We start from the raw sequence: 21,304 nt of genomic DNA, 5'->3' as shown, positions 1-21,304 counted from the left end.
GCGCCCGTCGCGGGCGCGGCACGACACACGGATGCGGGGGCAGTGTTCACCTGCAGGAAACCCGAGGAGCCACACCGCGGCACGCCGCGCGCGCCCGCTCACTTGCCGTAGCGGCGCTCCCGCTGCCCGTAGGCGCGCACCGCGCGCAGGAAGTCGACCTCGCGCAGGTCGGGACCGAGCGCCTCGACGAAGTAGAACTCGCTGTGCGCGCTCTGCCACAGCATGAAGTCGCTCAGCCGCTGCTCGCCCGACGTGCGGATGACGAGGTCGGGATCGGGCTGCCCCGCCGTCCAGAGGTGCTCGGCGATGAGCTCGGGCGTGAGGCGCTCGGCGAGCTCGGCCGGGCTCGCGGTCTGCGCGTCGGCGAGCAGCCGGCGCACCGCCTCGACGAGCTCGTGGCGGCCGCCGTAGCCGACGGCGAGGTTCACGTGGATGCCGCTGTTCCCGGCGGTGCGAGCCACCGCTGCCTCGAGCGCGGCGACGAGCGGCTCGGGCAGGCCCTTCGCGTCGCCCACGTGCTGGATGCGGCGGCCGGGCTGGCGCGAGAGGTCGTCGGCGAGGTCGGCGATGATCTCGCAGAGCTCGCCGAGCTCCTCGCGCGCGCGGCCCGTGAGGTTGTCGCGCGAGAGCAGGTAGAGGGTCACGACCTCGACGCCGATCTCGGCGCACCAGTCGACGAACTCCCGCAGCTTCGCCGCTCCCGCGCGGTGGCCGTGCGCGGCGGTCGCGAGGTTCTGCTCGCGCGCCCACCGGCGGTTGCCGTCGATGATCATCGCGATGTGGCGGGGCACGCCCGAGCGCTGCAGGTCGCGGCGGAGCCGCCGCTCGTAGTAGCGGTAGACGAGTCGTGACCCCGGGGCGCTGCGCAGTCGCACGGAGTCGAATCTATCGGGCATCCACAGCGCGCATGCCTGCGGCGGCACTGCGTACGCCATACGCTGTACCCATGGCAGGCACCGCAGAGCACGAGACCGACGGCGCGAACCCGGGCGACGGATCACCGCGCGGCGCGGGCGCCGCAGGCCCGGAGCGGCGCGTGAGCGAGCCCGATCGCGCGCACCTGCCGCTCATCGAGGCGGCCGGCGACGCGATCGCCGAGGCCGCGGTCGAGCAGAAGCCGACCTGGCGTGGCTGGATCCACGCGATCACCGCACCGCTCGCGCTCATCGCGGGGATCGTGCTCGTCGTCGTCGCCGACGGCGCCACCGCCACCGTGTCGACGGCGGTCTTCGCCGCATCCAGCCTGCTGCTGTTCGGCATCTCGGCCGTCTACCACCGCTTCCACTGGCAGGAGCGCACGCGGGTCGTGCTCAAGCGCCTCGACCACGCCAACATCTTCCTGCTCATCGCGGGCACGTACACGCCGATCGCGATGCTCACCCTCCCGTCGCCGACCGACTGGATCCTGCTGACGGTCATCTGGGCGGGCGCGCTGCTCGGCATCGCGTTCCGCGTGTTCTGGCTCTCGGCGCCGCGCTGGCTCTACGTGCCCATCTACCTCGCGCTCGGCTGGGCGGCGGTCGCGTTCCTCGGCCAGATCTGGGCGGCGAACGCCGCGACGGCCGTGCTCGTCATCGTCGGCGGCCTCGCCTACAGCGTCGGCGCGGTCTTCTACGGCCTCAAGAAGCCGAACCCGTTCCCCCGCCACTTCGGCTTCCACGAGATCTTCCACGTCTGCACCGTGATCGCGTTCCTGTGCCACTGGACGGGGATCCTGCTGGTCGCGATCGACCCGCCCGCGTAGGATCCTGCTCTCCGAGCATCCGCTCGGTCGATCGCCCTAGCGTGGAGGGCACCATGCGTCCTGCCTCTCCGCTCGCCGCGCTCGCGGCGGCAGCCGTCGTCCTGACGATGACGGGGTGCCTCCTGCCGCCCCCGCCCCGCGAGCCCGGCCCCGCGGATCCGCCCTCCGCGACGCCGCTCGCGCCCCCGACCCGGCCGTCGCCCGACGCCGGCGACCCTCAGCGGGGCCCGACGCCCGTCGAGCCGGACGAGCCGGTCACCACCACCGACGAGACGGTCGCCGACACCGGCGAGCTCTACGCCGGCTTCGCGGGGCGCACCGATGACGGGTACTTGCCGGATGCGGCGGCCGACGTCGTGCTCGAGCCCACCCGGGGCGCGCCGAGGGTCGCGCCCGGGATCGCGCTGCCCGAGCACGCCGACGGCGACGAGCTCTACCCCGGCAGGCGCCACGACGCGACGGCGAGCCTGCTGCTCACGACCACCGGGCGCCTCGTGATGGAGGCGGGCGACGACCAGTACACGTGCAGCGGCACCGTGATCAACAGCGAGACCGGGCTCGTCGTCGTCACAGCTGCGCACTGCGTGTGGGACGACGACACCCGCGACTACTACGACCGCATCACCTTCTCGCCCGCCTACGAGCGCGGGCTCGCGCCGTTCGGCACGTGGGAGGCGGAGCAGCTGTGGGTGCCCCGGCAGTACCTCGAGGCGAACCTCCGCTGGCTCGACGGCGAGGACGACGACGGCTGGATGGGCTTCGACTTCGGGTTCATCCGCTTCGCGCCGCAGGGCGGGCAGACCCTCGAGGACGCCGTGGGCGGCCAGGGCGTGAGCTTCACCGCCGAGACGAACGGCGTGGTGATCGCCGGGTATCCGGGCAACGACGGCTTCGACGCCGAGGTGCTGCGGTACTGCGCGGATGCGTCGCTCAACTACGGCGCGGGCGGCGACGCGAACTACGGCGCCGACTGCGCGATGGGCGAGGGCGCCTCGGGCTCGGGCTTCGTCTCGAACCTCGACGAGCCGACGGGCGCCGGCACCCTGACTGCTGTCTACTCCAACGGCGGGGCCACGGGCGCCTACGGCCCGCCGCTCGGCGTCACCGCGTGGAACGGCCTGCGCTCGATCGACCGCTGAGCGCGGCGCGCGCCGGACCGCGCAGCCCCACGCGGCCCTGGCGGGCGCGTCCGGCCGCACCACGACGAGCGGTCACTCCCGCGCCTCAACGGTCACTTCCGCGCGTCAACGGTCACTTCCACGGCCGAGCGGTCACTCCCGCGCGTCAACGGTCACTCCAGCGGGTGAGCGGTCACTTCCGCGGGTGAGCGGTCACTCCCGCGCGTCAACGGTCACTCCAGCGGGTGAGCGGTCACTTCCGCGGGTGAGCGGTCACTTCCGCGGATGAGCGGTCACTTCCGCGGGTGAGCGGTCACTCCCGCGCGTCAACGGTCACTCCCGCGGCCGAGCGGTCGCTCCCTCATACCAGCGGCGACTTGCCTCAGGGTCAGTCGGCGCTCACGACCGCGCACACATACGACCGACCGCTCAGGCGCGGAGGTGACCACTCACGTGCGCACGTGACCACTCAGACGCCCAAGCGACCGTTCAGACACGCAAGTGACCACTCACGTGCGCAAGTGACCGTTCAGACGCGCAAGTGACCACTCACGTGCGCAAGTGACCGCTCAGACGCGCAAGTGACCACTCACGTGCGCAAGTGACCACTCACGTGCGCAAGTGACCACTCACGGGCCGGCGTCAGTCCTGGTCGGTCCGCTGGCCGAAGGCGCCCACCTGCTTCGGCGCCGACTGCGCCGCCTGCGCCTGCTTCGCCGCGGCACGGCGCTGCTGGCGGTTGCCGCCCGCGGCCTGCGCCTGCGCCTGCGCGGCGACCGCCGGGTTGCCGCTCTTCGCGCGCGCCTTGCCGGTCGCGGCGCTGAGCTCCTTGCCCTTCGCGTCGTGCACCGAGGCCTCGCCGTCCTCGGACGGCGCGGTGTAGGTGAGCTTCGACGTGTCGTCCTCGCCCTCCTCGAGCCCGCCGCCCTGGAGCGCGGGCGCCTCGGGCGACGCGCCCTGCTGCACCTTGACGTCGAGGTTGAACAGGAACGTCACCGACTCCTCGCGGATCGCCGACATCATCTGCTGGTAGAGCGCGAAGCCCTCGTTCTGGTACTCGACGACCGGGTCTCGCTGCGCCATGCTGCGCAGGCCGATGCCCTCGCGCAGGTAGTCCATCTCGTAGAGGTGGTCGCGCCACTTGCGGTCGATGACCGACAGCACGACGCGGCGCTCGAGCAGCCGCATCGCGGGCGAGCCGAGCTCCTCCTCGCGGCGGCGGTAGGCGAGCTTCGCGTCCGAGAGCAGCTGCTCGTAGACGAAGTCGGCGGTCAGGCGCGGCTGCGCCTCGGCGACGACCTCATCGATCGTGATGCTCACCGGGAAGACCTGCTTCGCGTCGTTCCAGAGCGCCTCGAGGTTCCACTCGTCGCTGTCGCCGCCGACCGCGTGCTCGTCGACGATCTCGCGGATCGTCCCCTCGAGGAAGCCCTGCACGCGGCCCTCGAGGTCGTCGCCGTCGAGGATGTGGCGCCGGTCGGAGTAGATCGCCTCGCGCTGCCGGTTCATGACGTCGTCGTACTTCAGCACGTTCTTGCGCATCTCGGCGTTGCGCGCCTCGATCTGCGCCTGCGCGGAGCGGATCGTGCGGGAGAAGATCTTCGACTCCAGCGGGATCTCGTCCTCATCCGCATCCGCCGCGAGGAAGCGCTGCGCGACGGCGCCGCCGAAGAGGCGCAGCAGGTCGTCCTGCATCGAGAGGTAGAAGCGGCTCTCGCCGGGGTCGCCCTGGCGGCCCGAGCGGCCGCGCAGCTGGTTGTCGATGCGGCGCGACTCGTGGCGCTCGGTGCCGAGCACGTAGAGGCCGCCGGCCTCGACGACCTCCTTCGCCTCGGCCTCGACGGCGGCCTTCACCTCGGCGAAGACCTCGTCCCAGCGCTCCTCGTACTCCTCCGGGGTCTCGGATGGGTTGAGGCCGAGCTCCTGCATGCGCGTGACGGCGAGGTGCTCGGCGTTGCCGCCGAGCATGATGTCGGTGCCGCGGCCGGCCATGTTCGTGGCGACCGTGACGGCGCCGAGCCGCCCCGCCTGCGCGATGATCGATGCCTCGCGAGCGTGGTTCTTGGCGTTGAGCACCTCGTGCTTGACGCCGCGCTTGGCGAGCTGCGTCGAGAGGTACTCGCTCTTCTCGACGCTCGTCGTGCCGACGAGCACGGGCTGCCCGGCGGCGTGGCGCTCGGCGATGTCGTCGACCACGTGCTTGAACTTGCCCTCGACCGTCGCGTACACGAGGTCGGGCCGGTCGATGCGCTGCACGGGCTTGTTCGTCGGGATCGGCACGACGCCGAGCTTGTACGTCGACATGAACTCGGCCGCCTCGGTGTCGGCGGTGCCCGTCATGCCGGCGAGCTTGTCGTAGAGGCGGAAGTAGTTCTGCAGGGTGACCGTCGCGACCGTCTGGTTCTCGGCCTTGATCTGCACCCCCTCCTTCGCCTCGATCGCCTGGTGGATGCCCTCGTTGAAGCGGCGGCCCTGCATGATGCGGCCCGTGTGCTCGTCGACGATGAGCACCTCGCCGTTCATGACGACGTAGTCGGTGTCGCGCTTGAACAGCGCCTTCGCCTTGAGCGCGGTGTTGAGGAACGAGATGAGCGGGGTGTTCGCGCTCTCGTAGAGGCTGTCGATCCCCAGCAGGTCCTCGACCCGCTCGATGCCGGGCTCGAGCACGCCGACGGTGCGCTTCTTCTCGTCGACCTCGTAGTCGACGTCGGGGCGCAGGCGCTTCGCGATGCGCGCGAACTCCGAGAACCAGCGGTTGGCCTCGCCTGCGGCGGGACCGGAGATGATGAGCGGCGTGCGGGCCTCGTCGATGAGGATCGAGTCGACCTCGTCGACGATCGCGTAGCCGTGCCCGCGCTGCACCATGGCCTCCTTCGAGTGGGCCATGTTGTCGCGCAGGTAGTCGAAGCCGAACTCGTTGTTCGTGCCGTAGGTGACATCGGCGGCGTACTGCTCGCGCCGCTGCTCGGGCGTCTGGCCCGCGAGGATGCAGCCGGTCGTCATGCCGAGCGCGCGGAACACGCGGCCCATGAGCTCGGACTGGTAGCTCGCGAGGTAGTCGTTGACGGTGACGATGTGCACGCCGGTGCCGGGGATCGCGTTGAGGTACGCCGCGATCGGCGCGACGAGGGTCTTGCCCTCACCGGTCTTCATCTCGGCGATGTTGCCGAGGTGCAGCGCGGCTGCGCCCATCACCTGCACGTCGTAGGGGCGCATGCCGAGCGTGCGCTTGGCCGCCTCGCGGACGGCGGCGAACGCCTCGGGCAGCAGGTCGTCGAGCGACTCGCCGGCGGCGAAGCGCGAGCGGAACTCCTCGGTCTCGCCCGCGAGCTCCTCGTCGGACAGCTCTTCGAAGGCGTCCTCGAGCGCGGTGACGTCGTTCGCGATGCGCTCGAGCCGGCGCCGCAGCCGGCCCTCGCCGGCTCGCAGCAGGTTCTCGAAGATGTTGGCCACGGTGGGGTGCCTCCCAATTCGGGGGAAAGATCACGGTTCGGTAACCGACTGCTCATCCTAACAACGCGAGCGAAGCGGCGCCCCGGGGGATGCCGGGGCGCCGCTGCGGATGCGTCGGATGGGGCTCAGGAGGCGGCGCGCTCCTGCTCGATGCCGGCCGCCGGCGCGTTCTCGTCGAGCGTGATGACGCCGTAGGACCAGCCCTTGCGGCGGTAGACGACCGCGCACTCGCCCGAGGCGTCGTCGACGAAGAGGTAGAACGGGTGGCCGACGAGCTCCATCTGGTCGACGGCGTCGCGCACGCTCATGCGCTTGGCGGGGAACCGCTTCTCGCGGATCACGACCGGCGACCACTCCGACTCCTGCTCCTGCTCGCCGGTGACGACGGGCATCGAGCCCGTGCGCACGGCCTCGACGACGGCGGGGTCGGCGGGGGTGATGTCGACCTGCTGGAAGCCGGTCGCGACGGCCTCGTGCAGCGGGGTGCGGCGCTTGCCGCCGTGGTCGGTGCGCTTGTCGTGCACGCGACGCGCGCGCTCCATCACCCGGTGGTAGGCGGCGTCGAACGCCATGTACTTGTCGGGTCCGTCGGATTCGGCGCGGATGATCGAGCCGGGGCCGTGCACGGTGATCTCCACCCGGCCGCCCGCGACCGTCGTATGGGGCACCGCATGCCGCGTGAGCTTGACATCGAGGGCGGTGGCTCGCGGGAGCAGCTGCGTCACCTTCGCGAGCTTCTCCTCGGCATATGCCCGGAACCGGTCCGTGATGTCTGCGCCCCTGGCGCCGAACGTGATCTCCATCGTGGCCTCCCGTAAGGATCGGCATCGGCGCCCGCGGCTGCTGCGCCGACTTGCGTGCCGTCACTCTACCCCCGCGATGCTGACGTTTGTCCACGCGTCGGCGAGGCGCCTCGGGGTCCTCGCGACGGCCGCGATCCCGACCGGGAGGCAGCCCGCCGCGCGCAGCGCACGCACCGCCTCGCGCACCGTCGCGCCGCTCGTGACGACGTCGTCGACCACGACGACGCTCGCCCCGGCGAGCGCTCGCGCGGCGCGGCGCGGCAGCGCGAGCGACCCGTGCGCGGCGCGCTCGCGCTCGGCGACCGAGCGCTCCTTCTGCGCTCCGGCGGCGTCCGGGCGGCCCGCGCGCCGGAGCGCGATCGAGCGGAGCCCGGCCGCCCGCGCGACGAGCGCGACCGGGTCGAAGCCGCGCCGACGCATCCCCGCCCTGCTCGCCGGCACGCGTACGAGCGCCGCCTCGGGCAGCGCCGCGACGGCTGCGGCGAGGCCCGCGCCGAGCGCTCGCGCCTCCGCCCGCGCGCCCCGCTCCTTGCACGCGGCGACGAGCGCGCGCACCGGGCCCGCGTACTCGGCGGCAGCCGCGAGCGGCAGGCCGTCGAGCCGCTCGCGCACCGGCGCGTCGAGCACGAGCGCGCGGCAGGCCGCGCACACGGCGACGTCGAGCGCGCCGCACCCCGCGCACTCGACGGGCCACAGCGCGCTCGCCGCTTCGCGCAGCGCCGGCAGCAGCTCCATCCGCGCAGGATGCCGGGCGGATGCGGTGGCCCGCTCGCGCGCCCGAGGCCGCTGTGGAGGGTGCGGCGTCGCCCGCCGCTCCCCCGCGCCCCCGCTACTGCTGCGTCGCGATGAGCCGCACGGGACCGAGCCCCGTCGCGGGGCTCCACACCTGGCCGCGCAGCGACAGCACCGAGCCGTCGGCCGCGAGCGCGCGCAGCGTCGCGCCGCCCTCGCTGCCGCCCACGATCGCGCGCACCGGCACATCGGGCGAGGGCAGCTGCTCGGAGGTGCCGCCGACGTCGAGCATGACGATCTGCGGACGGTCGTCCTCGCTCGCGAGCACCGCGAGCTGCGTCGGGCCCGCCCACGTGATGTCGACCGCCGCGCCGTCGACCTGCGGCATCCGGTACGGCTCGCCGAGCGTCGTCGGCCGGCCGTCGGCGTCGCGCACGACCGCGAGCACCCAGACCTCGCTCGATGCGCCCTGCGAGGTCGTGAGCGCGAGTCGGGCGCCGTCGCGCGAGAGCGCCATGGCGGTCACCCGGTCGGCGCCCGGCGGCAGGGTCAGCTCGGCGCGCTCGCCGTCGCGCCACGCGAGCAGCCGCTGGCGCGCGCCGCGCTCCTGCGCGAGCACCCAGCCGCTGTCGTCGACGGTCGGCACCACCGCGACATCCGTCGACACGACGACCGGCTCGACGCCCGGCACGATCCACGCCGCGGTCGTGCCGGTGTGCGCGACGCCTCCGGCCTCCCCGACGGTGAAGCTCGTCGCGCCGATCGCGGCCAGCGTCGGCCCGACGTCGTCGACCGTCGCGGCGCCGCCGATCGCGCGCAGCGCCGTGCCGTCGAGCACGAGGGGCCGCTGGTCGACCGCGCCGAGGTCGATCGGCGGGGCGTCGGCGCTGCTCGCCGAGACGCCGTCGAGCCCCTCGACCTCGACGATGACCTCGCGCACGCCGAGGTCGCGCAGGGAGGCCGCGAGCTGCGCCGCGAGCGGCCCGAGGCTGCTCGTGCCGAGCTGCCGCACCTGCGCGAAGTCGAGCACGACCGTCATCGAGGTGCCGTCGACCTGCGCCTCGCCCACGCGCGACGCCTCGACCGCGCCGAAGGTCGACACCGCGGGCGACAGCCACGTCGACGGGCCGGCGAGCACCGCGTCGATGACGCGCTCGGCGCGCGTGCCGGCCGTGCGCTCGAACCAGCGCACCTCCGGCACCGATCGTGTGCCGTCGGGCGTGAGCCAGTGCAGCGTGTGGGAGGAGAACAGCTGGTCGAAGTGGTAGCTCGAGAGCACGATGCCGTCGGGCGCCTGCGTGATGCGCCACTCGCCGTCGACCTGCGCGAGCGAGAACTCGAGCATGCGGTCGCCGTCGGTGAGCTGCAGGGCGCCGTTCGGCCCGATCTCCGACAGCGCGCGCACGACGGCCGTCGCCTCGTTCTCGCCCGCGAGCGACACCTCGGGCGCGACGGCGCGCACGAGCACCTGCGCCTCCGGCATCCAGCGCGCGGCAGCCGCATCCGTCAGGTACTCGCGGGCGATCGAGAACCCGCCGCTCGGGCTGACCCCCGCGCCGAGGAAGCCGAGGATGATCTCCTCCTGCGTCGCGCCGGGCTGCGGCTCCTGGGCGAGGAAGACGAGGTTGGTCGACTGCTCGCTCGTGTCGACGTGGCCGAGCTGCACGGGGCCGGCGTCGGGGATCGTGATGCAGCCGGTGAGGCCGAGCACCGCCACGGCCGCGAGCAGCATGCGCTTCATCGGTCGACCTCCTCGGTCGTCGTCGCGATCGTGGGATCGACGAGCGTCGCCTCGTCGCTCTCGGGGATCGTCGAGGCGGCGGACGCGGGTGCGGGCGCCTCGCTCGACAGCGGCACGGCGGGGAGCGCCGGCTGGGTGTCGTCGGGCACGAGGTCGATCGGCGAGACGACGGCGCGGGCGCCGGCTCGCGGGAGCGTGAGGCGGAACTGCGTGCCGGAGCCCGGCTTCGACCACACGTCGATCCAGCCGCCGTGCAGCGCGGCGTCGTCGCGGCTGATCGAGAGCCCGAGGCCGGAGCCGCCCGTGCGGCGCTGCCGCGACGGATCGGCGCGCCAGAACCGGTCGAACACCCGGCCGGCCTCCTCCTCCGTCATGCCCACCCCGTGGTCGCGCACGGCGATCGCCGCGGCATCCGTCGACGAGTCGACGATCACCTCGACCGGCCGGCCCTCGCCGTGGTCGATCGCGTTGCCGAGCAGGTTCTGCAGGATGCGGCGGATGCGGCGCGGGTCGACCTCGGCCTCGAAGTGGCCGCCGGGCGCGATGAGCCGCAGCTCGGTGCCGCGCTCGGCCGCGAGCGGCTCGACCGCCGCGATCTCGCGCTCGGCGAGCCGCACGAGGTTCGTCGGCTCGATCTCGAGTTGCGCGGCGCCGGCGTCGAAGCGGCTGAGCTCGAGCAGGTCGGCGAGCAGCTGCTCGAACCGCTCGATCTGCGTGTGCAGCAGCTCGACGGTGCGGGCGGCGACGGGGTCGAAGCTCTCGCGCCGGTCGTGCAGCACGTCGCCCGCGAGCCGGATGGTGGTGAGCGGCGTGCGCAGCTCGTGCGAGACGTCGGAGACGAAGCGCTGCTGCACCGTCGAGAGGGTCGCGAGCTCGTTGATCTGCCGCGAGATCGAGTCGGCCATGTCGTTGAAGGAGCGGCCGAGCTTCGCGAGCTCGTCCTCGCCGCGCACCGGGATGCGCACGTCGAGCTCGCCCGCCGCGATCCGGGCGCTCGAGTCGGCGGCGGTCTGGACGGGCCCGACGATGAGCCGCGCGACCATCCACGTGATCATGCCGATGAGCGCGATGAGGGCGAGGCCGCCGACCACCATCGTCAGCTGCATGAACGCGAGCGTCTCCTGCGTCGACTGCAGGCTCGTGAGGAAGTAGAGCTCGTACTGCCCCGCGAGCGGCACGTCGACGGTCGTGCCGACGATGAGGCCCGGCTCGGTGCCGCCCGGCGCCTCGATGCGCACCGACTGGTAGTACGGGCTCTCGGATGCCTCGGCCACAGCCGCGCGCAGCTCGGGCGAGAGGAGCGCGGTGTCGAAGGCCTGCGACTGCACGTCGTTCATCTGCAGCAGGGTGTCGGCCTGACCCTCGGTGCGCAGCATCGCGTACTCGGTCGTCGCGCGCGAGGAGATGATGCTCGAGATCGCGTCGAGCGCCGTGTCCTGCAGCGCATCCACCTCGCCGCTCGTGAGGTTGCCGGTCACCGCCTCGGTGAAGATCTGCTGCATCTCGCCCGCCGCGCGCACCGACTCGAGCAGCGCGTCGTCGCGGCGCGTCTCGAAGAGGTTCTGGCCCACGGAGGCCGCCATGTAGCCGAAGACGCCGACGAGCGCGAGCGTCGACAGGATCATGCTCGCCGCGACCACGCGCGCCTGGAGCGAGCGGCGGAACACGCCCGTCGCCCGATCCCAGAGTGAACGGCGCGCTGCGCTCACCGCGGTCTCAGCCCTGCGGAGCGCCGGCGCGATAGCCGACCCCGCGCACGGTCGTCACGACCACGGGGTTGTCGACGTCGCGCTCGACCTTGGAGCGCAGCCGCTGCACGTGCACGTTCACGAGGCGCGTGTCGGCCTTGTAGTGGTAGCCCCACACCTGCTCGAGCAGCATCTCGCGCGAGAAGACCTGCGTCGGCTTCGACGCGAGCGTCACGAGCAGCTCGAACTCGAGCGGGGTGAGCGGGATGGGGGCGCCGTCGCGGCTCACCTGGTGCCCCTCGACGTCGATCTCGAGGTCGGCGACGCGCAGCACGCCGCTGTCGGCGGCCCGCTGCGGGCGCAGGCGCGTGCGCACGCGCGCGACGAGCTCCTTGGGGTTGAAGGGCTTCACGACGTAGTCGTCGGCGCCGGACTCGAGCCCGTGCACGACGTCGGTCGGGTCGCCCTTCGCGGTGAGCATGATGATCGGCACGCCCGACTCCTCGCGGATCTCGGTGCAGATCTGGATGCCGTCCTTGCCCGGGAGCATGAGGTCGAGCAGCACGAGGTCGGGCCGCACCTCGTGGAAGCGGTCGAGCGCCTCCGATCCGTCGGCGCAGTGCTCGAGGTCGAACCCCTCGGCCGAGAGCACGATGCCGATCATCTCGGCGAGCGCCGGGTCGTCGTCGACGACGAGGATCGTCTGCTCCGACATGGGGCGCTCCCTTCGTGCCTGCCCGCGCGCGCGGGGCCGCGACCGCGCGGCTCTCGCCACTGTATCCGAGCGCGCTGGCAGGCCGACGCAGCCCCACCGCAGCCCCACCGCGGCCCTACGCCTCGAGCGCCTCGTGGGCCGCGAGCCACGCCTCCTCGAGCTCGCCGATGCGCTCGTCGACGGCGGCGAGCTCGGCCTGCAGCGCCGCGAGCCCGTCGTAGTCGCTGTGGTCGGCCGTCTCGAACCTGCCGAGCACCGCCTGGCGCTCCGCCTGCGCCTTCTCGAGCCGCCGGTCGAGGCTCGCGGCCTCCTTCTCGAGCGTGCGGCGCTCGGCGCCGGAGAGGGCGGGGGCCTCTCGTCCCGTGACGCCGCCTTCGGCTCCTCGACCGACGGCGTCGGGGGCGCCGCCGCCCGGCGCGGCCGCGGTCTGGGGCTGCGAGCCGGCCGCGCGCCCGACCGAGCCGGTCCCGCTCTGCTGCAGGTACGCATCCACGCCGCCCGGCACGTGGCGCAGCGTGCCGTCGACGATCGCGAACTGGTGGTCGGTGACGCGCTCGATGAGGTAGCGGTCGTGGCTCACGACGATGAGGCAGCCCGCCCACGAATCGAGCACGTCCTCCATCGCGGCGAGCATGTCGGTGTCGAGGTCGTTCGTCGGCTCGTCGAGGATGAGCACGTTGGGCTCGTCGAGCAGGATGAGCAGCAGCTGCAGGCGACGGCGCTGGCCGCCCGAGAGGTCCTTGACGAGCGTCGAGAGCTCGCCCGAGCGGAAGCCGAGCCGCTCGAGCAGCTGGCCGGGCGTGAGCTCCTTGCCGCCCGACTGGTAGCTCGACTTCAAGCGGCTGACGACGACGCGCACGGGGTCGTCCTCGTGCTCGGCGAGCTCGGCGAGCTCCTGCGTGAGCTCGGCGATCTTGACGGTCTTGCCGGTCTTGACGCGGCCGGTGGTGGGGCGGATGCGGCCGGCGACGAGGGCGAGCAGGGTCGACTTGCCGGCGCCGTTGCGGCCCAGGATGCCGGCCCGCTCGCCGGGCGCGATGCGCCACGTGACGTCGTGCAGGATCTCGCGGCCGCCGAGCTCGACCCCCGCTCCCTCGATGTCGACGACGTCCTTCCCGAGCCGGGTCGCGGCGAGCTGCGCGAGCTGGATCGGGTCGCGCGCCGGCGGCTCGTCCTCGATGAGCTGGTTGGCGGCGTCGATGCGGAACTTCGGCTTCGCGGTGCGCGCGGGCGCGCCGCGGCGCAGCCACGCGAGCTCCTTCTTCATGAGGTTCTGGCGCTTCGCCTCCGTGGCGGCGGCCATCCGGTCGCGCTCGACGCGCTGCAGGATGTAGGCGGCGTAGCCGCCCTCGAACGGCTCGACGACGCCGTCGTGCACCTCCCACGTGCCCGTGCACACCGCATCCAGGAACCACCGGTCGTGCGTGACGGCGACGAAGGCGCCGCGGCCGGATGCGTAGCGGGCGTTCAGGTGGTCGGCGAGCCACGCGATGCCCTGCACGTCGAGGTGGTTGGTGGGCTCGTCGAGGAAGAGCACGTCCCAGTCGCCGGCGAGCAGCTTCGCGAGCGCGACGCGGCGCCGCTGCCCGCCCGAGAGGTCGCCGACGCGCGCGTGCCAGTCGAGGTCGCCGACCAGCCCGGCGAGGATGTCGCGGATGCGGGGGTCGCCCGCCCACTCGTGCTCGGGCCGGTCGCCGACGATGGCCTCGCCGATCGCGTGGTCGCCGTCGAGCGTGTCCTGCTGGTCGAGCACGCCCACCTGCAGGCCGCCGCGGCGCGTGACGCGACCGCTCGTGGGCTCGAGGCGCCCCGCGAGCACGCGCAGCAGCGTCGACTTGCCGTCGCCGTTGCGGCCGACGATGCCGATGCGGTCGCCGTCCTCGAGGCCGAGGGAGATCGACTCGAAGACCGTGCGGGTGGGGAACGCGACGCCGACGCGCTCGGCGCCCAGGAGGTGTGCCATATCCCGACCATTGTCCCGCACCCGCCGGCCCCCGCTGTCGAGCGGCCAGTCGTGCGCGTGAGCGGTCATTGCCGCGCGTGAGCGGTCATCTCCACGTGTGAGCGGTCACTCCCGCGCGTGAGCGGCCATCTCCGCGCGTGAGCGGTCATCTCCACGTGTGAGCGGTCACTCCCGCGCGTGAGCGGTCATCTCCGCGTGTGAGCGGTCATCTCCGCGCGTGAGCGGTCATCTCCGCGCGTGAGCGGTCGTCTCCGCGCGTGAGCGGTCAGTGCCGCGCTTGAACGGTGAGTCCCGCGCTCCCGGATGTGTGCGCTCCTCCGGGACGTGAGGTCCCGATCCGGCAGCATGCGCGCGTCGTCGGCGGCGGCTCACGCGCGGCACTCGTCGACCGCTCAAGGGCGGAAGTGACCACTCACACGCCCAATTGACCGCTCACACGCCCAATTGACCGCTCACACGCCCAAGTGACCGCTCACACGCCCAAGTGACCGCTCACACGCGCGAATGACCGCTCACGCGCAGGAGTGACCGCTCACACGCAGGAGTGACCGCTCACACGCGGGAGTGACCGTTCACGCGCAGGAGTGACCACTCACACGCGAGAATGACCGCTCACACGCGCGAGTGACCGCTCGAGCGCGCGAGAGATCGGTGATGGAGAGAGGCGGAGCGCCCCTCAGTCGATGAGGCGGGCTCCCGGCACGGGGCCGGTCACCTTGACCGCCATGAGCTGCGCCGCCGAGAGCGAGACCTGCAGCTCGATCGCCGACTCGAGCCCGTCGCACAGGAACGCCACGGTCGGGCCGGAACCCGAGACGACGCCGGCGAGGGCGCCGGAGCGCTCGCCGAGCTCGAGCGTGCCGGCGAGGCGCGGCATGAGGCGCAGCGCCGGCGCCTGCAGGTCGTTCTGCAGCGCCTCCGCGAGCATCTCGGCGTCGCCGGCCCGCAGCGCCTGCAGCACCCGCGCATCCACGGTGGGCACGTCGTGGGCGGGTGCGATGTCGGCGGCGTGGAGCGCGCGATGCTCGTCGAGCGCGCGGTAGACGTCGGGCGTCGACAGGCCCGCGTCGGTGTAGGCGAGCACCCAGTGGAACTGCCCCTTCGCGAGCGCCGGAGAGAGCTGGTCGCCGCGGCCGGTGCCGATCGCCGTGCCGCCCGCGAGCGCGAAGGGCACGTCGGCGCCGAGCTCGCGCGCGATCTCGTGCAGCACTTCGCGGCCGAGGTGCAGATCCCACAGCTCGTTGCACGCGACGAGCGTCGCGGCGGCGTCGGCCGAGCCGCCGCCCATGCCGCCGGCGATGGGCACGTGCTTCTCGATCGAGAGCGCGACGCCGCCCGTGACGCGGCCGCGCCGGGCGAGCAGCATCGCCGCGCGGATCGCGAGGTTGTCGGCGCCGGTCGAGAGGTGCTCGTGCGGGATGGGCCCCGAGAAGCGCACCGAGAAGTCGGGGGCCTCGGTCGCCTCGACGAACTCGTACAGGCTCACGGCCTGATAGGCGGTGGCGACGTCGTGGTAGCCGTCGTCCTGCAGCGCGCCCACGCCGAGGTGCACGTTGATCTTGCCGGGCGCTTTCGCCCGCACCGCGCTGCCTCGTCCCACGCCACCAACCTACTGGCCGTGCGCGGGCGCTCCTGCACGCCCCCTGCGAGCCCGGTCGCGTCCCCGCGCGAGGGCACGCGGCGCGAAGCGCCCGACCCGCGGCGCACCCGGAGTCGAGGGCGCCCGATCCCTCAGCCCGCGGCCTCCGCGAGGATCGCCGCGAGCTCGGCCTTCGCCGCCTCCATGGCCGCCGCATCCGCGAGCTTCTCGATCGTGAGGTTCACGGGCGTGCCGCTGCGACCCGGCTGCTGCGCCGCCGCCGCGAGCCGCGTGCCGTCGGCGAGCCGCCACCGCACGACCGGCTGCACGGCCACCAGGTTCTCGCCGTGCGCGGCGCCGTGCCGCGCCTCGACCACTGCCCGCACCGCGGCGAGCGCCACGAGCCGCTCCCCCGGCACCGTGCGCGTCATCGACACCGCGAACGTGCCGTCGGCCTGCTGCCCGGGCAGGCGCCCCTTGCGCGCCTGCTCGAAGTCGACGGTGATGCCCTGCGACCACCACGGCTCGACGCCGTGCTCGGCGACGAGCCAGTCGGCGATCGCCCGGTGCGACCACTCGCGCGCGCCCGCGGCGTCGAGCAGGTCGCGCCATTCCTCGTGCCCGCGCCCGGTCGCCGCGCGCATCGCCTCGGAGCCATGTTCCGCTCGATGCGCTCGACCATCAGGCCCCCCGGTGCTCCTCGTCGACGGATGCGTCGGCACCAGCCTCGGCGATGCGGATGAAGTCGGCAAGCCCCAGGGCCTCGCCGCGCAGCGTCGGCTCGATGCCCGCGGCCTCGAGCACCGCCGTCGCGGCCGCGGAGGAGCCGAACACGCCCGAGAGCGCCTGCCGCAGCATCTTCCGCCGCTGGCCGAATGCGCCGTCGATCACGGCGAAGGTGCGGCGGCGGAGCGCCTCCGACCCGAGCGAGGGCCCGCGCCGGAAGCCGACGAGCACGCTGTCGACGCCCGGCACCGGCCAGAAGATCTGCCGCGAGACGTCGCCCTCGAGCGCCCACGGTCCCCACCACGCGACCTTCGCCGAGGGCGCGCCGTAGGTCTTCGAGCCGGGCTGCGCCGCGAGCCGGTGCCCGACCTCGGCCTGCACCATCACGAGCACGCGCTCGATGGTCGGGAAGCGCTCGAGCAGGTGGATGAGCACGGGCACCGACACGTTGTAGGGCAGGTTGGCGACGACGGCCTGCGGCGCGACCGGCAGCGACTCGATGGTGAGCGCGTCGTGGTGCACGACCGCGAGCTGCGCATCCGGCTGCTTGCGCGCGACGGTGCGCGGCAGCAGCTCGGCGAGCCGCGGGTCGATCTCGACAGCCGTCACGCGTGCGCCCGCCTCGGTCAGGCCGAGCGTGAGCGACCCGAGCCCCGGCCCGACCTCGACGACGTCGAGCCCCGCGACATCCGCCGTGCGCACGATGCGCCGCACGGTGTTGGCGTCGACGACGAAGTTCTGGCCCCAGCGCTTCGTGGGGGTGAGGTCGAGCTCGGCGGCGAGCGCGCGGATCTCGGCGGCGCCGAGTAGCGCGTCGGCGCTCGGCCTGCCCTGCGAGGCGCCGCCCCCGCCCGGTGCGCCCTCGTGCCTCGTCTGCTCGCTCACGCGTCGAGCCTATGCCGAGCGCGGCGGCAGTGATCGCACAGCGCGATCCGCGACAATGGTGCTGCGCCGGCCCCAGCGGCGCACGGTCCGAAGGAGGACGCCATGGTCGGCACGACGCCCGCCCTCATCCCCCGCGCCCGTCGCGGCGGCTCGATCCTGCGGCGCGGCACGACCGGGCGGATGCTCGCGGCCGTCGCCCTCACCGGTGCGGCCGCGCTGCTGGCCGGGTGCGCGAGCGGCGGGCCCGCAGCTCCGCCGACGCCGACCGCGGGCGCCGGCGCCGGCCCCGTGCCGCTCGGCGCGGAGTTGCTGAGCGCCGACGGCCTCTTCGACGCCGTCGCGACCGATGGGGTCGTCGTCCGCTGGCTCGCCGCGGGCGAGTCGATCGCCGTCGTCATCGGCGGCTCGGGCGGCGGAGGCGGCTGCATCCCCCAGCCGCACGCGGCGGAGGCCGAGACGGACGGTGCGGTGAGCGTGCGCTTCGACCCGCCCGACCCCGCGATGGCGTGCACGGCCGACTTCACGCTGCACGGCTGGGAGCTCGGCCTCCCCGCGCCCGTCGACGGGAATGCCCCGCTCGCGGTGCGCCTGGTCGACCTGCGCGGCGACGGCGCGACGACCGAGGTCGAGATCGGGCCCGACGACCTGCTCGCGGCGCCCGCCGCGGACCCGGGCCAGGCGACCGCCGACCCGCAGCCGAGCGAGGTGCCGCCCGCCGGCCCCATGCCCGAGCCGAGCGCGCTCCCCGAGACGCTGCTGCCCGACGTGTCGATCGTCGACCCGCGCGAGGATCCCGCGGTCGCGGTGCGGTGGCTCGAGCCCGGCGTCTCGCTCGCGGTGCTCCTCGGCGGCTCCGGCGTCGAGGCGTGCGTGCCGCAGCCGATCGGCGCGACGTCGCCCGGTCCCGGCGCGATCCACGTGGCCTTCGAGTACCCGACCGGCGACCGCGACTGCAGCGCCGACCTGCACCTCTACGGCTGGGAGCTGCCGCTCGCCGAGCCGGTCTCGGCGACCATGCCGGTCGAGGTGACGATCACGGGCGCCGGAGCGGACGGCGCCGCGGCGACGGTGACGCTCGAGCCGGGCGACGTGCTCGAGGGGCGTTGACCCCGACGACCGCTCGCGCGGCGGGCCGGATGCGCCGTGCGGGGCGTCCGGGATCGTCGGACGTCCAGGGCGCGTCCAGCCACGTCCGACACGGTGGGGCGCACGCGGAACCACCCGCGAGCGACGTGGGCCGCGATGCGAAGGAGCACGCACCCATGCGATCGAGCTTCCCGAACACCCTCGTCGGCGTCGCCGCCCTCACGGCAGCGGCGCTGACCGGCTGCGCCTCGGCCGGCGGCCCCGCCGAGACGGCCGCGCCCGCGGCCCCGAGCACCGCGACCGCGACGGCCTCGTCGTCGGCGCAGGGCGGCTCGAGCCCGTCACCGAGCGCCGAGGCCGCGGCGCCGCCCGAGCGCATCACCGACGAGGCGGTGCTGCGCGGCTTCAGCATCGACGACTTCGACGGCGGCGACCCGATCGTGGTGTGGGCCGGCGACCGCTCGACGGTGCAGGTGTTCGGCACCGGCAGCGGCAGCGAGGCGTGCCAGCCGACCGGCGAGAGCGCCGAGGTCGACGACGGCCGCCTCGAGCTCGAGTTCGAGGAGCCGGGCGACGGGGTCTCGTGCACCGCCGACCTGCGCGTCTTCGGCTGGGCGTTCGACGTGCGGGGTGCGGATGCGTCGGTGACGACGGCGCGCATCGACGGCTGGAGCGCCGAGGACGACGAGATCACCGTCGAGATCCGCCCCGCGATGGGCGGCTGAGGCGCGGCGTCGCGCTCGCCCGCCGCGGCGCCGCGCCGCCCGGCGCCTCGGCCCGCGGGCGCGGCGGCGTGCGCGTCAGTCCCAGCTGCCGTAGGCGCGCAGCGTGTTCTCGGCCGTCTCGGCCGCGAGCTCGTCGGCGTCGACGCCGAGGCGCTCGGCCATCGAGCGCACCGTGAGCGGCGTGAGGTAGGGGCTGTTGGGCCGCCCGCGGAACGGCGCCGGGGTCAGGAACGGCGCATCCGTCTCGACGAGGATGCGGCTGCGGTCGGCGACCGCGAGCGCCCGGTGCAGGTTCTTCGCGTTCGAGAACGTGACGGTCCCGGCGAACGAGAGGTACCAGCCGTGCTCGGCCGCGATCCGCGCGAGGTGCTCGTCGCCCGAGAAGCAGTGGAAGACGGTCGTCTCGGGCGCGCCGACCCGCAGGAGCGTCTCGACGACCGCGTCGTGCGCGTCGCGGTCGTGGATCTGCAGCGCGATGCCGTGCCGCTTCGCGATGTCGATGTGCGCCTCGAACGACTCGTGCTGCGCCCGCCGTCCGTCGTCGCCGGTGCGGAAGAAGTCGAGGCCCGTCTCCCCCACCGCCCGCACGCGCGGCTGCGCGGCGAGCGCGTCGATGGTCGCGAGCGCGTCGTCGAGCGTCCCGGCGCTCGCGTAGCCCGGCGCCTCGTTGGGGTGGATCGCGACGGCCGCGAGCACACGCGCATCCTGCGCCGCGAGCGCCGCCGACCACTCGGAGGACTCGACGTCGCCGCCCACCTGGATGACGCCCGCGACGCCCGCGCGCCCGGCCGCATCCAGCGCATCCGCGTACGAGAACGCCTCGCCGTCCTTGATCTCGAGGTGGGTGTGGTTGTCGTAGATCGGCACGCCGAGGGGCTCCGGTTCCGGCGGCCGCGTCATGTCGCGCTTGCCGTCGTCGTGCCGCTCGCGGATGTACTCGCCGCCGGGCAGCACGGTCTCGCGCGGCTCGTCGGGCAGGCGGATGGGTGCGGTTCCGTCGTGGCTCTCGGGCATGCTCCCAGCCTAGGTTCGCCGAGCCTGGGTCCGCCGAGCCTCGCTTCGCCCGCGTCCGCGACCCGCCGCCGGCACGTCCAGCCAGCGCTAGGGATCGGGTGGCACCATGGTCGCCGCATCCGATTGGACAGGAGGCCGTTTCCGCATGCCCAGAACCGTGACCCTCACCGCTGCGCTCGCCGCCGTGCTGATGGCGGCGGGATGCGGATCCGTCGGGACGACGGGCGACGCCGAGCACGCGGCGGTCGATGCGCCCGCGGCCACGGCGCCGCCGACGCCCGGCCCGGAGGACGCCGGCTCGGATGCGTCGGGCGCCGAGCAGAGCGCGCTGAGCGCCGACGCGACCATGCGGCTCGACGCGGGTTCGCCCGGGCTGCCCTCGGGCGGCGGCGCGTCGGTCGATGACGTGCTGCGGCTCGGCGCGGTCGCCTCGTGGCTCGACGCGCCCGACGTCATCGCGGTGTCGCTGCCCGCGACCGACCGGTGCTGGGCGATGACGGATGCGGCGGCCGAGTCGTCGACGCGGCTCGCGGTCGCGTTCGCCGAGGCCGAGGTGTGCGAGGAGCCCGCGGCGGTGCGCACCTACGAGATCGAGGTGCCGGGCGACATCGACGCGCGGGGCGGCATCGCGGTCGCGATCACGGGCGTCGACGGGGACTTCACCCTCGAGCTCCCCGCGCCGTAGCGCCCGCGCGCGCCGGGTCAGCCCGCAGGCCGAGGAGCGCGCGGCCGCAGGCCGCACCCGCCACCCCGCAGGTCGAGGAGCGCGCGGCCGCAGGCCGCCCGCGTCACGAGACCGAAGCCGCTCCCCCGCAGCCCTCAGTGCGCGAGCCGCGCCAGCACCTCGTCGAGCCGCTCGAAGTCGCCGTCCATGCCGCTGTCGATGCCCGACGCCACCATCGCGTCGCAGTCCGCCTTCGACGCGTACGTCGACGTGACCTCGAGCGCCGTGCGCCCGCCCGGCAGCTCGCGGAACTCGAGCACCTCGAGGGTCGGGTGCGCGGGCTCCTCCTGGAACTCCCACGTGTGCACGATCCGCCCCGCGACGACCTCGTGGTACGAGCCCCAGAAGCGCCAGTCGCCGCCCGCCTCGACGACGTAGTCGAACGAGCCGCCCGTGCGCGCGTCGAAGTGCTGGATGCGCATCGTCGAACCGCGCGGTCCCATCCACTGGGCGAAGAGCTCGGCGGTCGTGAAGGCGCGCTGCACGACGAACGGCGGGGCGTCGAACTCGCGGCGGTGCACGATCGACTGCTCGCCGACGCGGTCATGGGTCGTCTCGGTCATGCGCCCCATCGTGGCACCGGCCGCCTGGCAGGTCATCCCTCGCGC

The 21,304-nt window shown here is 73.7% G+C and carries 18 protein-coding genes; 5 read left to right on the top strand and 13 right to left on the bottom strand.

The window, feature by feature from the left end; all coding sequences use genetic code 11:
• Positions 1-98: 98 nt before the first annotated feature.
• A complete protein-coding gene (uppS, locus tag BLT67_RS10885; protein WP_092667632.1) occupies positions 99-896 on the bottom strand; it encodes a polyprenyl diphosphate synthase in 798 nt (265 codons plus the stop codon).
• A 50-nt stretch (positions 897-946) separates the two neighbouring features.
• On the opposite strand from uppS, the gene trhA reads away from it, so the two are divergent.
• Positions 947-1,744: a PAQR family membrane homeostasis protein TrhA gene (gene trhA, locus BLT67_RS10880; RefSeq protein WP_092667040.1), complete on the top strand. Its 798-nt coding sequence runs from the start codon at positions 947-949 to the stop codon at positions 1,742-1,744.
• 53 nt (positions 1,745-1,797) lie between these two features.
• Positions 1,798-2,883 (top strand): trypsin-like serine peptidase, encoded by a 1,086-nt coding sequence (locus BLT67_RS10875; protein WP_157674336.1) that lies wholly within the window; start codon positions 1,798-1,800, stop codon positions 2,881-2,883.
• A 621-nt stretch (positions 2,884-3,504) separates the two neighbouring features.
• Here BLT67_RS10875 and secA read toward each other — a convergent pair.
• The 10 genes from secA to rsmA form a co-directional block, all read right to left on the bottom strand.
• On the bottom strand, positions 3,505-6,315 hold the full coding sequence (secA, locus tag BLT67_RS10870) for a preprotein translocase subunit SecA (RefSeq protein ID WP_092667038.1): 2,811 nt from the start codon (positions 6,313-6,315) through the stop codon (positions 3,505-3,507).
• Positions 6,316-6,440: 125 nt separating this feature from the next.
• On the bottom strand, positions 6,441-7,118 hold the full coding sequence (hpf, locus tag BLT67_RS10865; RefSeq protein ID WP_092667037.1) for a ribosome hibernation-promoting factor, HPF/YfiA family: 678 nt from the start codon (positions 7,116-7,118) through the stop codon (positions 6,441-6,443).
• A gap of 60 nt (positions 7,119-7,178) precedes the next feature.
• Entirely contained in the window at positions 7,179-7,853 is a 675-nt protein-coding gene (locus tag BLT67_RS10860; protein WP_092667036.1) for a ComF family protein, read from the bottom strand.
• Positions 7,854-7,947: 94 nt separating this feature from the next.
• Positions 7,948-9,591, bottom strand: coding sequence for an LpqB family beta-propeller domain-containing protein (locus BLT67_RS10855; RefSeq protein ID WP_092667035.1), 1,644 nt, complete (start codon positions 9,589-9,591; stop codon positions 7,948-7,950).
• Positions 9,588-11,258, bottom strand: a complete 1,671-nt coding sequence (mtrB, locus tag BLT67_RS10850) for an MtrAB system histidine kinase MtrB (protein WP_231945475.1) — start codon at positions 11,256-11,258, stop codon at positions 9,588-9,590. The genes BLT67_RS10855 and mtrB overlap by 4 nt, the downstream gene beginning before the upstream one ends.
• Before the next feature lie 49 nt (positions 11,259-11,307).
• Positions 11,308-11,994 (bottom strand): MtrAB system response regulator MtrA, encoded by a 687-nt coding sequence (gene mtrA / locus BLT67_RS10845; RefSeq protein ID WP_092667034.1) that lies wholly within the window; start codon positions 11,992-11,994, stop codon positions 11,308-11,310.
• Positions 11,995-12,109: 115 nt separating this feature from the next.
• Positions 12,110-13,957: an ABC-F family ATP-binding cassette domain-containing protein gene (locus BLT67_RS10840; RefSeq protein WP_092667033.1), complete on the bottom strand. Its 1,848-nt coding sequence runs from the start codon at positions 13,955-13,957 to the stop codon at positions 12,110-12,112.
• Between the two features lie 676 nt (positions 13,958-14,633).
• Positions 14,634-15,557, bottom strand: a complete 924-nt coding sequence (locus BLT67_RS10835; RefSeq protein WP_092667032.1) for a 4-(cytidine 5'-diphospho)-2-C-methyl-D-erythritol kinase — start codon at positions 15,555-15,557, stop codon at positions 14,634-14,636.
• Between the two features lie 131 nt (positions 15,558-15,688).
• Positions 15,689-16,180 (bottom strand): hypothetical protein, encoded by a 492-nt coding sequence (locus BLT67_RS10830; protein ID WP_092667031.1) that lies wholly within the window; start codon positions 16,178-16,180, stop codon positions 15,689-15,691.
• A 37-nt stretch (positions 16,181-16,217) separates the two neighbouring features.
• Positions 16,218-17,054 (bottom strand): 16S rRNA (adenine(1518)-N(6)/adenine(1519)-N(6))-dimethyltransferase RsmA, encoded by an 837-nt coding sequence (gene rsmA / locus BLT67_RS10825; RefSeq protein WP_231945655.1) that lies wholly within the window; start codon positions 17,052-17,054, stop codon positions 16,218-16,220.
• Between the two features lie 195 nt (positions 17,055-17,249).
• Between rsmA and BLT67_RS10820 the strand changes: the two genes are divergently transcribed.
• Both BLT67_RS10820 and BLT67_RS10815 read left to right on the top strand, forming a co-directional pair.
• Complete coding sequence (locus BLT67_RS10820) at positions 17,250-18,254, top strand: hypothetical protein (RefSeq protein ID WP_092667029.1); 1,005 nt, start codon at positions 17,250-17,252, stop codon at positions 18,252-18,254.
• 155 nt (positions 18,255-18,409) lie between these two features.
• Positions 18,410-18,958, top strand: coding sequence for a hypothetical protein (locus tag BLT67_RS10815; protein WP_157674335.1), 549 nt, complete (start codon positions 18,410-18,412; stop codon positions 18,956-18,958).
• A gap of 75 nt (positions 18,959-19,033) precedes the next feature.
• Here the strand turns inward: BLT67_RS10815 and BLT67_RS10810 are convergent, their stop codons facing one another.
• Positions 19,034-19,972: a TatD family hydrolase gene (locus BLT67_RS10810; protein WP_092667027.1), complete on the bottom strand. Its 939-nt coding sequence runs from the start codon at positions 19,970-19,972 to the stop codon at positions 19,034-19,036.
• A 145-nt stretch (positions 19,973-20,117) separates the two neighbouring features.
• Here BLT67_RS10810 and BLT67_RS10805 point away from each other — a divergent pair, with 145 nt between their 5' ends.
• Positions 20,118-20,657: a hypothetical protein gene (locus BLT67_RS10805; RefSeq protein WP_157674334.1), complete on the top strand. Its 540-nt coding sequence runs from the start codon at positions 20,118-20,120 to the stop codon at positions 20,655-20,657.
• Between the two features lie 134 nt (positions 20,658-20,791).
• On the opposite strand, the gene BLT67_RS10800 is transcribed toward BLT67_RS10805, so the two are convergent.
• Positions 20,792-21,259, bottom strand: a complete 468-nt coding sequence (locus BLT67_RS10800) for an SRPBCC domain-containing protein (RefSeq protein ID WP_157674333.1) — start codon at positions 21,257-21,259, stop codon at positions 20,792-20,794.
• Positions 21,260-21,304: the final 45 nt, after the last annotated feature.

It is taken from the genome of Agrococcus carbonis (assembly GCF_900104705.1).
Lineage (GTDB): Bacteria > Actinomycetota > Actinomycetes > Actinomycetales > Microbacteriaceae > Agrococcus > Agrococcus carbonis.
Note: the sequence above shows the minus strand (reverse complement) of the source record. Positions and strands in the feature narration are given on the sequence as shown.